The organism is Ruegeria sp. CF8 (genome assembly GCF_056537285.1).
Genome location: NZ_JBQFRG010000005.1, coordinates 195,223 through 208,449, shown reverse-complemented (window position 1 = coordinate 208,449; position 13,227 = coordinate 195,223). Strand labels below are relative to the sequence as shown.

The window sequence follows — 13,227 nt, the reverse complement described above, 5'->3', positions numbered from 1 at the left end:
ACCGCCCTGAACACCACCGCTGCGCTTATGGCTTCGACTGCCGCGCCGGTCCAAAATATTTCAGGTCTGCGACGGCTTGAAGCTCAGGTCAGAGCCTCAGATGTCTGATCCGTGAGCTTGCCCGAGGTCAGCGCGGCGAGGGCAACCATCACGGCAGCCGTGCCCAGCACCAAGGCCAACCCCCCGATCTGGTAGGTCAGACCGGACAAAACGGTGCCGACCAGACGGCCTGTGGCATTGGCCATATAGTAAAACCCCACATCCATGGTCACACGCTCGGATTTGGTGAAGGCCAGGATCAGATAGGAATGCAGGGACGAATTGACGGCGAAGATCGCGCCGAAAACCAAAAGGCCGATCACAAGCGTAACGGTCAACCAGGCCTCAGGCCCATCTGACAGCAAAACTGCCAAGGTTAGAGCCGCAGGAACAAAAAAGAGCGCAATGGCCCAACTGCGCGCGGCACCTATCAGATCGCCTTCGCTGCGGTCTGCGGCGCGCAATATCCTTGGTGCATTGGCCTGCACGGCGCCATACAGGATGATCCACAGGGCCATGAAAGTTCCGATCATGAAAAACGCCGCTCGATTGCCGCCTTCTGTGCCGTCAGACAGGACAGCGTAGAAATAGATCGGAATGCCGACCACAAACCAGACATCCCGCGCGCCAAACAGGAAGACGCGGGCGGCGGACAGCCAGTTGACGTTGGCGGATTTCGAAAACACTTCTGAAAATTTCGCGCCTTTGCGCCCTTTGGGCAGACCCGGTGGCATGAAAAGGAAGACCGCCAACAGGATCAGCGCCAGAATCGCCGCCATCACAATGATTGCGGTCATGAATCCAAGCGTCGCCAACATCGCCGCGCCCAGCAGAAAACCCAGGCCTTTTACCGCGTTCTTTGACCCGGTAAGAACGGCCACCCAACGAAATAAGCCTCCACCCTCAGCCGGAGCCAGTAGTTTCACTGCGGATTTCGAGGACATTTTGGCAAGGTCCTTGGCCACCCCGCTTGCCCCCTGCACGACCATCACAAAGGTGACCGAAGCGGCGACGGTCCAGTTCGGATCAAGCTGCGTCATGGCGAGCAGCGCCACCACTTGCAGGCCCAGCCCGGCATAAAGGGTCGAGGTCAATCCGAACCGAGCGGCAATCCAGCCTGCGGACAGGTTGGTCACAATCCCGGCAATCTCATAAAGAACAAATAGATAAGCCAGCTGAACCGGCGAGAAGCCCAAAGTATGAAAGTGCAACAGCACCAACATCCTGAGCGCCCCGTCAGTCAGCATGAAAGCCCAATAGGCCGCCGTGACCGCAATATAGGCCGACATTCCTTCGGGCCGTTGGGTCACAGCGATGCCCCAACCATCAAGGCCACATCCACCAGACGATGCGCATAGCCCATTTCGTTGTCATACCAGGCGTAGAGTTTCACCTGCGTCCCGTTCACCACCATTGTCGAAGGCGCATCCACAATCGATGATCGTTCATCATTGGTGTAGTCGGTCGAAACCAACGGGCGCGTCTCATAACCCAGAATACCCTTCAACTCACCTTCGGCGGCTGCTTTGAAGAAGGCGTTGACTTCTTCGGCTGTCGTTTCCCGTTCGACTTCAAACACGCAATCGGTCAGCGAAGCGTTCAGCAAAGGCACCCGCACCGCGTGACCGTTCAAACGCCCTTTGAGCTCGGGGTAGATCAACGTGATCGCTGTCGCCGAGCCAGTGGTTGTCGGGATCAGTGAATTCAAGGCAGACCGTGCGCGGCGCAGATCTTTGGCAGGCCGGTCTACGATGGTTTGCGTGTTGGTTACATCGTGGATCGTCGTCATCGACCCATGGCGGATGCCAAGGTTTTCGTGAATGACTTTGACGACCGGTGCCAGGCAGTTGGTTGTACAGGATGCGGCCGTCACGATCTTATGTGTGGCAGGATCATAGGTTTCGTCGTTCACACCCACGACAATATTCGCCGTCGGGCCGTCCTTGACCGGGGCGGAAACCACCACTTTCTTCACGCCAGCGTCGAAGTAAGGGGACAGCTTAGCCTCGGTTTTGAACACACCAGTGCAGTCGATCACCACGTCGACGCCATCCAAAGGCAAAGCAGTCAGGTCTGTGGTGCCGATAAACGGCAGACGCGTTCCGTTCACAGTGATGCTGTCGGCATCATGGCTGAACTCTGCATCCCAACGCCCATGCACAGTGTCGAATTCCAACAGATGCGCATGCATTTCGGGATCACCAACAGCGTCGTTGATCCACGCGATTTTTGCGCCCCGTTCCAGCAAAGGCTTCAGCGCTAGTTTTCCCATTCGGCCAAGGCCGTTTAGTGCATAGGTCGTCATTTTACGTCCTCAAAGGATGTTCGCCCGATGTCGTCGACAGCGGATTGCAAAGCGATCCGATCGAGGCTTTCGACCGGCAGCGAAGTAAAGGCTTGAATCCGACGCTTCAGCGCGCCGTAAGCGTTTTGAAAGGCCAGGCTTTTTTCGGCGTCGGTGCCTTCTGCCTTGACCGGATCGACCATACCCCAGTGACCGCTGATCGGCTGACCTTCCCAAGCGGGGCATTCCTCATTAGCGGCTTGGTTGCAGACCGTGAAAACAAAATCCAGATCAGGCGCGTCAGGCCCTGAAAACTCCGACACATTCTTTGACCGCAGAACCGACGTATCGTGGCCTTTGTCTTGCAGGACCTGAACCGCAAACGGGTTCAACTCGGAAAAAGGCTGTGTTCCGGCGGAATAGACATTGAACCGGTCACCACCAATTTCCCGCAACAGAGATTCGGCAAAGATCGAGCGGGCGGAATTACCCACGCAAATGAACAGCACGTTGAACTTCCGGTCAGTCATCGTCTCACTTCCCTTGGTTGAAGGCATACAAAGATCAGGTCGGCCACGGCAGCAGTCCACAATCAGAAAATCAAACATTTTCTGCACGTTAGCCATATCTATCGAATAGCGCAGGGATGTCCCGAGGCGCTCTTGTGTCACAAGGCCCGATCGTTGCAGCGCATTCAGATAGTTCGACATGGTGCTGGGCTTGATCCCCAGTTCATACGCCAGTTCCCCAGCAGGCACGCTGTCAGGAAACCGTCGCATTAACATGCGAAACACGGTGATACGCTGCGGGTGGCCAAGAATAGCCAGCTGATCGGTTATCTTTTCTATCATAATTCATGAATTATTGAAATAATGACAGTGAGTCAATTTGAACCGACTGACGTTACAAAAAATTCACAGAACGCAGTTTCCACCATATGGGTGGCCCCTTCTTGCCTCCCATCAGCACTTTGGCGCGGTACGTTGAAAGCGGGCGCATCTGGACTTGCAGGCGTCAGAGTGACGGTTTAAATGATCCATTGCAGCCGGACGGAGCCAGATCCGGCTGCCAAAGGTTGCCTCAATAGCTCAGCTGGTAGAGCAGGTCCTTCGTAAGGACAAGGTCGGGGGTTCGAGTCCCTCTTGAGGCACCATTTTTATTACTTTTCTCAAAAGACACGGCGTTGAACCCGTACTCACTTTCGAGTTTGAAGGGCGTCGGTTACTCAGGCGTCGGCCCGAGGTTCTTTGCAATAAGGTGCATTTGCTGATGCCGAAGGCGGTCCGCACGCGGGTGTCAACAGTAGCTCAACCTTGCCCCAATACCTTGCGTGAGGCATGATTGACTTAGGAGGAGAGGTATCTGTTCACCGCCGGGTTTGCCGGTCAACGGATCAGCGCTGCGCTATGCATTGGGAGGAGTGTGTCATGACGTCCAAGACTGCAGGTTCAACGCCACCAGACAAAATTACACCGCAGCAATCCATGCCCAAGATCAATAAGGTTACAGCAGATGACATAACCGCTGCGCTCAAGGCTGGGTTTTCCGATTTCCTCGCGCGCCCCGTCATGAGCGGTTTCTTCGGCCTGTTCTATGCGGTTTTCGGGCTTCTGTTGGTTTGGGCCTTGGTTTGGCTGGGCAAGATCTGGATGATCATTCCTGCGATTGTAGGATTTCCACTGGTCGCGCCGTTCGCAGCGGCCGGGCTATATGAAATGTCGCGCCGCTTGCAAAAGGGAGAAAGCTTCGGTTGGTCCGAAATCCTCACCGTCATGGCCGATCAACGCAAGCGTGAGATGGGCTGGATGGCCTTTGTGACCTTGTTCATTTTCTGGGTGTGGGTTTACCAGGTGCGGCTTTGGTTGGCGATCATCCTGCAGAATGCATCCTTTTCGGATTTCGATGGGTTCTTGAACACCGTGCTATTCACGCCGCAAGGCTGGACTTTCCTGGCCATTGGCACATGCGTTGGCGCGTTTCTGTCGGCGGCCCTGTTTACTGTGACCGTTATTGCCATGCCCATGTTGCTGGACCGGGAAACTAATTTCGTTTCTGCGATGCTCACGTCCGTTCGGGTTGTCAGGGAAAGCCCTGTGGTCATGCTCACTTGGGCGGCAATCATCTCGTTTACCATGCTGATATCGCTGGTTCCTGCATTTTTGGGCCTGATCTTCACTCTGCCGATCCTAGGCCACGCCACTTGGCACCTGTACCAGCGGGCCGTGCCACCGGACGAGGCGTGATCAGGCACCGCCTCCTAGATAAGCTGCGCAAACGCAGCTTATCTACGCCTGTGGATCATCCCTGAGGCTAGACTCTATTGGTAACAGATGGTCTCGCCTGACCCTTCTTCGCGAGGGGCAAACACAGCTGTGCTGGTGCGCCCGTCTGACAACACACCCGTCGCCTGAACGGGTTGCAGAAAATCGCCTTCTTCAAGGCGTTCAGTACGATAGGACCCGGTTGTCATATCCGAACACTCAAACGCGCCCGTGATGACACGAGAGGCTCTGGCAGAAAACTTTCCCGAACACACTGCGTCTGAGGTTTGCAGGCAAAAATTTCCTCGGTAAGCACCCGGAAGCCACCAGGCTACGCCGTCAAAATCGCTTCCGTCAGACAACTTGCCACTGATTGTGTTGAAGTTGCCTGAATATTTTACCTTGGTTACCGATTTCTCTTTGCTCGATCCGTCGTCGCATGCGGCAACGAGCGAAAGAGCCGCCGCCGTTACAATTGTGAAAGAAAAACGATTTTGTCCCATGATTGACCTATCTATAAACGAATAAACTTTCTTATATATATTATAGGTTTATCTGCTTTGGCGAGTGTTTTTCTTGCCATGCGGCAAAAGGTTTTAAAACGCGATTTACTGCCCTGCCGCCTGACGGATGAGGATGTCCCCGACCGCGCCTGCTATCGGTGGTAACACAAAGACCCTTGTTATCGGTTGGCTCCGCTCAGGCGCGTTTTTCCCCGATTGATGCGACGCCAAGAACATCCAGAACCTTGGCTTCGATCTGTTCGGCGTTCATGCCAGCCACGGCATACATGTCCGCTGGGCTGGCCTGATCGATGAAGGTGTCGGGCAAAACCATCGAGCGGTATTTCAGCCCTTGATCAAAAACGCCTTCCTCCGCCAAAAGCTGTGCGACATGGCTGCCAAAGCCGCCAATCGCGCCTTCTTCAATGGTAATCATAGCCTCGTGGTTGGCGGCCAGATCCAAAATCAGGTCGCGGTCCAGAGGTTTAGCAAAGCGGGCGTCGGCGATGGTTGGCGTGATACCTTTGCCAGCAAGGGATTCGGCGGCTTTCTGCACCTCGGACAATCGGGTTCCGAAAGACAACAAGGCCACGCGCGCGCCTTTCTTGATCACGCGGCCTTTGCCGATCTCAAGCACCTCACCGCGCTCGGGCAAGTCAACTCCAACGCCTTCACCACGCGGGTAGCGGAAGGCAATTGGCCCGTCGTCATGCGCAACAGCAGTGGCCACCATATGCATCAGCTCAGCTTCGTCTGCGGCGGCCATGACGACCATGCCCGGCAGGTTGGCCAAATACGCGATATCGAACGATCCGGCATGGGTGGCACCGTCGGCGCCCACCAAGCCAGCGCGGTCAATGGCGAAGCGAACCGGCAAGCGCTGGATCGCCACATCATGGACCACCTGATCATAACCGCGCTGCAGGAAAGTGGAATACATGGCGCAGAATGGTTTCATCCCGCCCGCGGCAAGCGCGGCCGAGAACGTCACCCCGTGCTGCTCGGCAATCGCAACATCGAAACAGCGCGACGGGTAGCGTTCAGCAAAAAGGTTCAGACCGGTACCGTCAGGCATGGCTGCGGTCACAGCAACGATTTTGTCGTCTCGCGCGGCTTCATCCACCAAGGTCTTGCCAAAGACTGACGTGTAAGAGGGCGCGTTGGACGGTGCCTTTTTCTGTTCTCCGGTCACCACATCAAATTTGGCCGTTGCGTGCCCCTTGTCGCGGGCTTGCTCGGCCGGGCCGTATCCTTTGCCTTTTTTCGTCAGAACATGGATCAGGATCGGGCCGGTCGCTCGTGCCTTGACGGTCCGCAACACAGGCAGCAACTGGTCCAGATCATGTCCGTCGATGGGGCCGACGTAGGAAAAGCCAAGCTCTTCGAACAACGTGCCGCCGACGGCCATACCTTTCAGCATTTCCTTGGCACGCTTGGCGCCTTCGCGGAAGGGCTCGGGCAGCAGCGAAACAGCGCCTTTTGCAGCCGCTTTCAGATCGTGGAACGGTTCTTCCGCGTATATGCGGGACAGATAGTTGGACAAAGCGCCCACCGGCGGCGCAATGCTCATCTCGTTGTCGTTCAGAATGACGATCAGACGCCTGCCCAGATGGCCAGCGTTGTTCATCGCTTCAAATGCCATGCCTGCGGACATTGAGCCATCGCCGATCACAGCAATCGCGTCACCCAAACCTTCTGGTGTGACGCCACCCAGATCACGCGCCACGGCAAAACCAAGTGCCGCGCTGATCGAAGTGCTGGAATGTGCCGCGCCGAACGGGTCATAGGGGCTTTCGCTGCGCTTTGTAAACCCACTTAGACCGTCCTTCATCCGCAAAGTCCGGATACGATCGCGCCGCTCGGTCAGGATCTTGTGTGGATAGCACTGATGGCCCACGTCCCAGATGATCTTGTCGCGCGGCGTATTGAACACTGCGTGCAACGCCGTCGTCAACTCAACCACGCCCAGTCCGGCCCCTAGGTGCCCACCCGTCACGGACACGGCCGAGATCGTCTCGGACCGTAATTCCTGCGCCACCTGATGCAACTGCGCGTCCGAAAACTGCTTGAGATCCGCAGGGCGGTTCACAAGGTCCAGCAATGGCGTATTTGGTCTGTCAGACATATGGCGCGTTCCTGGCTTAGCTGTCCCGGGCAATAACGAAGCGGGCGGCGTCCTTCAAGGTTTCTGCTGACGCACCGTACCCGTCCAACGCAGCACAGGCCGTTTCAACCAGCTCTGTCGCGCGGGATTTGGCCGCCTCGAGACCCAAAAGCGAAACAAAGGTCGCTTTACCTGCATCGGCGTCCTTTTGCAGCCGCTTTCCGGCCTTTTCGACATCACCTTCAACATCCAAAATGTCGTCAGCAATCTGAAAGGCAAGTCCAAGAGCCTGGGCATAATCGCGCAGGGGGGCCGGATCAGCCTGCGCCAGCCGCGCTCCTGCGCAAGCAGACCATTCGATCAACGCACCTGTCTTGCCTGCCTGCAGATGGGTGATTTGTTCCAGTGTCAAAGGTGTAGCCGCTGTTTCGGCTGCGATATCCAGCGCCTGACCCAGAACCATGCCTTGCGCCCCGCTGGCTTGGGCCAGAGTCAGAGCCAATTCTGCACGAATTTGCGCATCGCCGACTTCGGGTCGAGTGCACAGCTCAAACGCCAGGGTCTGCAACGCATCGCCGGCCAACACCCCGGTTCCTTCGTTCCATTTCACGTGAACAGTGGGCCGCCCCCGCCGCAGATCATCATCATCCATGCAGGGCAGGTCATCATGGACCAAAGAATATGCGTGTAGCGCCTCGATCCCGGTGGCAGGCCAGATCGAGCGGCCCTCATCCACATCATGCAAGCGCGCACTTTCCTGAACCAGAAACCCACGCAACCGTTTGCCGCCTTGCGTGGCATAGGCCATGGCTCGCGTGACGTCGATATCGTCCAGAGCGCCCAGAATCAGGTCAAAATGCGCCTGAATGCGCGCTGCATCTTGCGCCAGTCTTTCGGGGAACATTTACTGACCTTCGACAGGCGTGGTCCCGGTGGGTTGCCCCGTGGCATCCAGTGTGATTGCGGCCACCTTCTCCTCAGCCCGCTTCAACTCGTCCTCGCACCGTTTCTTCAGGGCCGCACCGCGCTCGTACAGCGCGATCGATTGATCTAATGCCACATCGCCGCGTTCAAGTTGGCCTACAACGGTCTCCAACTCTTTCATGGCCTGCTCGAATGTCATCTGCTCAACTGGGGTATCGGTCATCGTGCTGCCTTCATCAATTCTTCCACATGGGCGCGTGTGGCCGCGGCCAATGCGTTCAGATCATACCCGCCTTCCAGAGTCGAGACGATACGACCTTCACAAACCTCGTCGGCGATTTTGCACAGCTCGGCTGTGATCCACGCGAAGTCGCCGGTGGACCAGTTAAGATTGGCCAGCGGGTCGTCCTGATGAGCGTCGAATCCGGCGGAAATGATGACTAGATCAGGGTTGAACGCCCGCAAGCGCGGAAACGCCTGCGACTCGTACGCTGCGCGCATCTCGGCCCCGCCGCTGCCCGGCGCCAGAGGAATATTCAGAATTGTGTCGTGAACCCCCGTCTCATCCGGGCGACCCGATCCGGGCCATAAGGGCATCTGCTGGCTGGTGATCACCAGCGCGCGTGCTTCATCCCACAGCAAATCCTGCGTTCCGTTGCCGTGATGGACATCGAAATCGAAAACGGCGACACGGTTCAGCCCGTGATGGTCCAGCGCATGTTTCGCGGCCAGCGCCGCATTGCCGAAGAGGCAAAACCCCATTGCAGTGTCTGTTTCCGCATGGTGACCCGGCGGGCGAATGGCGCAGAACGCGTTCGACACATCGCCACTCAGCACCAGATCAACAGCCCGAACCACAGCCCCCGCAGCACGATAGGCGGCGTCCACCGAGCCCGGTGACATGAAGGTATCCCCGTCAATCTGCGCAAACCCATCTGACGGGCGCGTGGATCGAATATCGCGAATGTAACCTTCCGGATGCACCCGCAGCAGATCGTCATCTGCCGCCAACGGAGCGGTCACCCGTTTAAGGTCCAACCCTTCCAAGGCGTGCAGGATATGTTCCAGCCGCGCCACCCGTTCGGGGTGGCCCTCGGGTGTCACATGGCCCAGACAATCGGCATGGGTTAAAAGGGCAGTTGTCATCGGGGTCCCCTGTTCATCTGGCTAAAAGTACCTTCGCCGAAGGCACAAAACCGCCGCGCAGCGGCACGCTTAATCCGGTGCCAGCATATAGCCCGCACCGCGGACGGTTTGCAGATACCTGGGCTGTTTCGGATCCTGCTCGATCTTGCGCCGCAGGCGCGTGATCTGCACGTCCACCGCGCGTTCCTGCGCCTGACCCTTGTCGCGCCCCAAATCCTCGACCAGCTTCGCGCGGCTGATCGGTTCGCCGGGCTGGGCCGAAAAGATTTTCATCAACTGGCTTTCCGTCGCGGTCAGACGTACCGGATCTTCGCCCTGCCACATCTCGCCCCGTTCAATGTCGTACCGGATTGGGCCAAGGTTGAGGATCTTCGCCGCTGTTTCCTCGGCAGGTGTTTCTGGCATCCTGCGCAGAATGGCGTTGATCCGCAGCAGCAACTCTTTTGGCTCGAACGGTTTCGCCAGATAATCATCCGCCCCGGCCTCAAGCCCCGCAATCCGGTGTTCGGTTTCGCCCTTGGCGGTCAGAAGCAGGATGGGGGTGCTATGTGTCTCTCGCAGCGATTTTGTCAGGCTGACACCGTCTTCGCCGGGCATCATCACGTCCAGGATGATCATGTCGAAATCCAGCCCCGACAATACCCGCCGTGCATGGGCTGCATCCCGTGCCGCCGTCACCAGGAACCCGTTTCGCATCAGGAATTTTTTCAGCAGATCGCGAATGCGCTCGTCATCGTCAACAATCAGCAGATGGGCGTCCATATCGCTCATGAGGTCGCATCCCGAAGTTTCGTATAAGCATGACGCATATCAGCATCCATCATTGCTTCAAGCACTTTGCGAAATCCGGCCACGGCTTCTGGTCCGGCATCCTTGTAGGCCGCGCGCATTCGGGCACGCTGCGCATCGGACAGCGTGGTTTCCAGCGCTTGTCCCTTCTCTGTCAGAAATAGGTGGCGTTCACGTTTGTCCACTGTACCAACGCGGCTTTCTACCAGGCCATCATCGATCAAGGTCCGCAAAACCCTGTTTAGAGACTGTTTTGTGACACCAAGGATCGCTAACAAGTTGTTGACCGTCGTGCCTGGCGCGCGGTTGATGAAATGAATCGCCCGGTGATGGGCGCGGCCATAGGCCATTTCGGTTAGGATGCGGTCAGGATCTGCGGTAAATCCGCGATAGGCGAAAAACATGGCCTCAATCCCCTGTCGTAATTGCTCATCGGTCAAAAACAACAAGCTCTCGCCCCCGTAACGCGGGGCAGGGCGGATGTCGGACATGGTACGCCTCATTTGTTACTCGGGGCCGAGTTTATGTCAGCCTTATTGACATTCCAAGGGCAGAGCGGTATCGAATCGCAGTTTTTGCGCAACATTATGTCCGCATCGGACCTAAGTGGCGCAACAATCGCAAATTCAACCCGGTTCAGGAGGTTTCGCATGGCGGGGTATGATGATCGTGATGGCACCATTTGGTTGGATGGCAAGCTGGTGCCCTGGCGTGAGGCCAATGTCCATATTCTGACCCACGCAATGCACTATGCGTCGTCCGTGTTCGAAGGCGAACGCGCCTACAACGGCAAGATCTTCAAAAGCCGCGAACATTCCGAGCGCCTGATCGCTTCAGCCGAAGCGCTGGATATGCCGATTCCCTATTCGGTCGATGAAATCGAAGCCGCGAAGGAAGAAGCGCTGAAAGCCAGCGGTCTGCAAGACGCTTATGTGCGTGCTCTGGTCTGGCGCGGCTCGGGTGAGGATATGGGAGTGGCGTCGGCGAAGAACCCGGTGCGCATGGCTGTCGCGGTTTGGCCTTGGGGCGCTTATTACGGCGACGCCAAGATGCAAGGCGCAAAGCTGGACATTGCCGAATGGAAGCGCCCCAGCCCTGAAACCATCCCGGTTCACGCCAAGGCCGCAGGTCTTTACATGATCTGCACCATCTCGAAGCACAAAGCCGAAGCTAAGGGATGCTCGGACGCCTTGTTCATGGACTGGCGTGGATATGTGGCCGAAGCGACCGGCGCGAATGTCTTTTTCGTCAAGGATGGAGAGGTTCACACACCCCTGGCTGATTGCTTCCTGAACGGCATCACGCGCCAGACGGTGATCCAGATGTTGAAAGACAAAGGCATCACCGTTCACGAGCGCCGCATCAAGCCAGAAGAAATGGCTGATTTTGAACAATGCTGGCTGACTGGCACCGCCGCCGAGGTTACGCCTGTCGGGCAGATCGGCGAATATACATTCGAAGTGGGCGACCTGACCCGCGAGATCGCGGAAGATTACGAAAAGCTGGTTCGCGCGTAAGCTTTCAACCCCCCGCTTCGGCGGGGATTTTCTTTGCAGAACGTGCAAAGCTTCGTGCAAATCGTCCGGTAAGCTGGACGATCTGCACATATCGCGTATCTTTGGCGCATGTTGGATCTGCTCAGCGATATTCTCACGCGCCTGTCCCTGCGCGGCACGTTCTACTTCCGCACATCGTTCACACCGCCCTTCGGCATTCAGGTGCCGGGCTACGAAAACGTGGCGCGGTTTCATTTTGTGCAGCGTGGTGAGCTTAAGGTGCATGTCTCGACGACTGGCGAGACACTGAGGCTGCGGCAGGGTGACTTGATCCTGATTCCCCACGGTGCTCCACACGCGTTGCTCTGTGCCGAGGTCAAGCCATTGGATGCGTTGCCTTTGGAACAGGTGCTCGAGATGGCAGGTTACACAGGCGACGGTGTGCTGGTTTACGGTGGTCCTGACGACGAACGCGATACGCAGTTGATCTGCGGTCACTTCTCTTTCACAGGTCCTGCCGGGCGGAAGGGCACAGGGCACATGCTGATCGACCGTCTTCCGCCCTACATCCTGATCGAAAACTACGGCGAAGAGGCCGGGGCATGGATGGAATCGACTCTGCGTATGATCGGTTCCGAGGTTTCTGGCGCGAAAATTGGCGGCGACCTGATTGCGATGAAATTGTCCGAGGTGCTGTTCGCGCAGGCAATCAGGGTCTACCTGGAACGTCAGAGTCCGCAGGACTCAGCTTTGGCCGGGTTTGCCGATTTGCGCATCTCGCGGGCGCTGACCGCGTTCCACCAAGCCCCGGCCGAGGATTGGAGCGTTGCGTCTTTGGCGCGAGAGGCCGGTATGTCACGCACTGCCTTTGCTCAGCTTTTTGCCGAGAAAATGGGAACAACGCCGATGCAGTATCTCACTGACTGGAGGATGCAGATCGCCTGCCATGGACTGACGGAGGCGCGCTGGAACGTGGCTGATGCCGCGGCCGAAGTCGGATATGCCTCGGAAGCCGCCTTTTCGCGCGTCTTCAAAAAACAGGTTGGACTCTCGCCGGCTGCATACAGGGCGATGCACTGATACTCCGACAAATCTGAACGATCTGCATGATTTCAGAAACGATCAGGAATTCAGCGTTCGGGATCGCCAGACTAGCTTCCTTTCATCACTGGTTGAGGAAAGGAAAAACCTTATGTCCCTGCGTTTTGTTACCCGCTCTGTCCACGCCTATCTGGATTACCCGGTCGCCGTTGCCCTGATGACCTTGCCATTCATTCTGGGGCTGGGTCAGTCCAATCCGCTGGCCCTGTGGTTGTCTGTTGCGACCGGGGTGGCCGCCTTTGTTCTGACGGTTCTAACCGATCACCATTTGGGGATCTGGCGGGTTCTGCCCTACAGGTTTCATCTGGCGGTGGACTTGTTGGTCGGCGTCACCTTTCTGTTTGCACCCAGCATCTTTGGCTTCACGGGAATGGATGCGGCGTTTTACTGGCTGAACGGTGCGGCTGTGGTGCTGGTCATCTCGCTCAGCGCGACCGAGCAGGACGTCGCTGCCTGACGACGTTATCCACAACTGTCATGGTATCATCATGATACTGTCAAGAAACTGAGCCGCGGGTTTTACAAACTGGCGGCTCATATCGGCGCACCAATCGCGTGGTCGGAGAATCGATCACCAGAC

The 13,227-nt window shown here is 57.1% G+C and carries 14 protein-coding genes and 1 tRNA gene; 5 read left to right on the top strand and 10 right to left on the bottom strand.

What is annotated here, in order from left to right:
• Positions 1-83: 83 nt before the first annotated feature.
• Genes arsJ through ACR0EV_RS13445 form a run of 3 tightly spaced genes read right to left on the bottom strand, consistent with a single transcriptional unit; the run spans position 84 to position 3,174 of the window.
• A complete protein-coding gene (gene arsJ, locus ACR0EV_RS13455) occupies positions 84-1,349 on the bottom strand; it encodes an organoarsenical effux MFS transporter ArsJ (protein ID WP_480800559.1) in 1,266 nt (421 codons plus the stop codon).
• A complete protein-coding gene (locus tag ACR0EV_RS13450; protein ID WP_480800558.1) occupies positions 1,346-2,344 on the bottom strand; it encodes an ArsJ-associated glyceraldehyde-3-phosphate dehydrogenase in 999 nt (332 codons plus the stop codon). The genes arsJ and ACR0EV_RS13450 overlap by 4 nt, the downstream gene beginning before the upstream one ends.
• Positions 2,341-3,174 carry an arsenate reductase/protein-tyrosine-phosphatase family protein gene (locus ACR0EV_RS13445; RefSeq protein WP_480800557.1) on the bottom strand — a complete coding sequence of 278 codons (834 nt, stop codon included), beginning with the start codon at positions 3,172-3,174 and terminating at the stop codon, positions 2,341-2,343. Before ACR0EV_RS13445 ends, ACR0EV_RS13450 begins: the two co-directional genes overlap by 4 nt.
• A 226-nt stretch (positions 3,175-3,400) precedes the next feature.
• Here ACR0EV_RS13445 and ACR0EV_RS13440 point away from each other — a divergent pair.
• Together ACR0EV_RS13440 and ACR0EV_RS13435 are read left to right on the top strand one after the other, a co-directional pair.
• Positions 3,401-3,476, top strand: a tRNA-Thr gene (locus tag ACR0EV_RS13440).
• Between the two features lie 274 nt (positions 3,477-3,750).
• On the top strand, positions 3,751-4,566 hold the full coding sequence (locus tag ACR0EV_RS13435; protein ID WP_480800556.1) for a DUF2189 domain-containing protein: 816 nt from the start codon (positions 3,751-3,753) through the stop codon (positions 4,564-4,566).
• A 74-nt stretch (positions 4,567-4,640) separates the two neighbouring features.
• On the opposite strand, the gene ACR0EV_RS13430 is transcribed toward ACR0EV_RS13435, so the two are convergent.
• From ACR0EV_RS13430 to ACR0EV_RS13400, 7 genes are all read right to left on the bottom strand, one after another.
• Positions 4,641-4,793 (bottom strand): hypothetical protein, encoded by a 153-nt coding sequence (locus tag ACR0EV_RS13430; protein WP_480800555.1) that lies wholly within the window; start codon positions 4,791-4,793, stop codon positions 4,641-4,643.
• Between the two features lie 490 nt (positions 4,794-5,283).
• Positions 5,284-7,212 carry a 1-deoxy-D-xylulose-5-phosphate synthase gene (gene dxs / locus ACR0EV_RS13425; RefSeq protein ID WP_480800554.1) on the bottom strand — a complete coding sequence of 643 codons (1,929 nt, stop codon included), beginning with the start codon at positions 7,210-7,212 and terminating at the stop codon, positions 5,284-5,286.
• Between the two features lie 16 nt (positions 7,213-7,228).
• Entirely contained in the window at positions 7,229-8,095 is an 867-nt protein-coding gene (locus ACR0EV_RS13420) for a polyprenyl synthetase family protein (protein WP_480800553.1), read from the bottom strand.
• Complete coding sequence (locus tag ACR0EV_RS13415) at positions 8,096-8,338, bottom strand: exodeoxyribonuclease VII small subunit (RefSeq protein ID WP_480800552.1); 243 nt, start codon at positions 8,336-8,338, stop codon at positions 8,096-8,098.
• The gene (locus ACR0EV_RS13410; RefSeq protein WP_480800551.1) at positions 8,335-9,261 is read right to left on the bottom strand and encodes a histone deacetylase family protein; all 927 of its coding nucleotides are present in this window, start codon (positions 9,259-9,261) and stop codon (positions 8,335-8,337) included. The genes ACR0EV_RS13415 and ACR0EV_RS13410 overlap by 4 nt, the downstream gene beginning before the upstream one ends.
• 69 nt (positions 9,262-9,330) lie before the next feature.
• On the bottom strand, positions 9,331-10,032 hold the full coding sequence (locus ACR0EV_RS13405; RefSeq protein WP_171092997.1) for a response regulator: 702 nt from the start codon (positions 10,030-10,032) through the stop codon (positions 9,331-9,333).
• Complete coding sequence (locus ACR0EV_RS13400; RefSeq protein ID WP_480800550.1) at positions 10,029-10,541, bottom strand: MarR family winged helix-turn-helix transcriptional regulator; 513 nt, start codon at positions 10,539-10,541, stop codon at positions 10,029-10,031. Before ACR0EV_RS13400 ends, ACR0EV_RS13405 begins: the two co-directional genes overlap by 4 nt.
• 159 nt (positions 10,542-10,700) lie before the next feature.
• Here ACR0EV_RS13400 and ACR0EV_RS13395 point away from each other — a divergent pair, with 159 nt between their 5' ends.
• From ACR0EV_RS13395 to ACR0EV_RS13385, 3 genes are all read left to right on the top strand, one after another.
• On the top strand, positions 10,701-11,567 hold the full coding sequence (locus ACR0EV_RS13395; RefSeq protein ID WP_480800549.1) for a branched-chain amino acid aminotransferase: 867 nt from the start codon (positions 10,701-10,703) through the stop codon (positions 11,565-11,567).
• A gap of 108 nt (positions 11,568-11,675) precedes the next feature.
• Entirely contained in the window at positions 11,676-12,626 is a 951-nt protein-coding gene (locus ACR0EV_RS13390) for an AraC family transcriptional regulator (protein ID WP_480800548.1), read from the top strand.
• Positions 12,627-12,738: 112 nt separating this feature from the next.
• Entirely contained in the window at positions 12,739-13,104 is a 366-nt protein-coding gene (locus tag ACR0EV_RS13385; protein WP_480800547.1) for an SPW repeat domain-containing protein, read from the top strand.
• Positions 13,105-13,227: the final 123 nt, after the last annotated feature.

Bases quoted from the DNA above. Each gene is read 5' to 3' on its own strand.
- ACR0EV_RS13415 (WP_480800552.1), bottom strand. From the start codon at position 8,338: ATGACCGATACCCCAGTTGAGCAGATGACATTCGAGCAGGCCATGAAA.
- ACR0EV_RS13395 (WP_480800549.1), top strand. From the start codon at position 10,701: ATGGCGGGGTATGATGATCGTGATGGCACCATTTGGTTGGATGGCAAG.
- ACR0EV_RS13400 (WP_480800550.1), bottom strand. From the start codon at position 10,541: ATGTCCGACATCCGCCCTGCCCCGCGTTACGGGGGCGAGAGCTTGTTG.
- ACR0EV_RS13435 (WP_480800556.1), top strand. From the start codon at position 3,751: ATGACGTCCAAGACTGCAGGTTCAACGCCACCAGACAAAATTACACCG.
- ACR0EV_RS13420 (WP_480800553.1), bottom strand. From the start codon at position 8,095: ATGTTCCCCGAAAGACTGGCGCAAGATGCAGCGCGCATTCAGGCGCAT.
- ACR0EV_RS13405 (WP_171092997.1), bottom strand. From the start codon at position 10,032: ATGAGCGATATGGACGCCCATCTGCTGATTGTTGACGATGACGAGCGC.
- ACR0EV_RS13385 (WP_480800547.1), top strand. From the start codon at position 12,739: ATGTCCCTGCGTTTTGTTACCCGCTCTGTCCACGCCTATCTGGATTAC.
- ACR0EV_RS13390 (WP_480800548.1), top strand. From the start codon at position 11,676: ATGTTGGATCTGCTCAGCGATATTCTCACGCGCCTGTCCCTGCGCGGC.
- ACR0EV_RS13410 (WP_480800551.1), bottom strand. From the start codon at position 9,261: ATGACAACTGCCCTTTTAACCCATGCCGATTGTCTGGGCCATGTGACA.
- ACR0EV_RS13445 (WP_480800557.1), bottom strand. From the start codon at position 3,174: ATGATAGAAAAGATAACCGATCAGCTGGCTATTCTTGGCCACCCGCAG.
- ACR0EV_RS13450 (WP_480800558.1), bottom strand. From the start codon at position 2,344: ATGACGACCTATGCACTAAACGGCCTTGGCCGAATGGGAAAACTAGCG.
- ACR0EV_RS13430 (WP_480800555.1), bottom strand. From the start codon at position 4,793: ATGACAACCGGGTCCTATCGTACTGAACGCCTTGAAGAAGGCGATTTT.
- dxs (WP_480800554.1), bottom strand. From the start codon at position 7,212: ATGTCTGACAGACCAAATACGCCATTGCTGGACCTTGTGAACCGCCCT.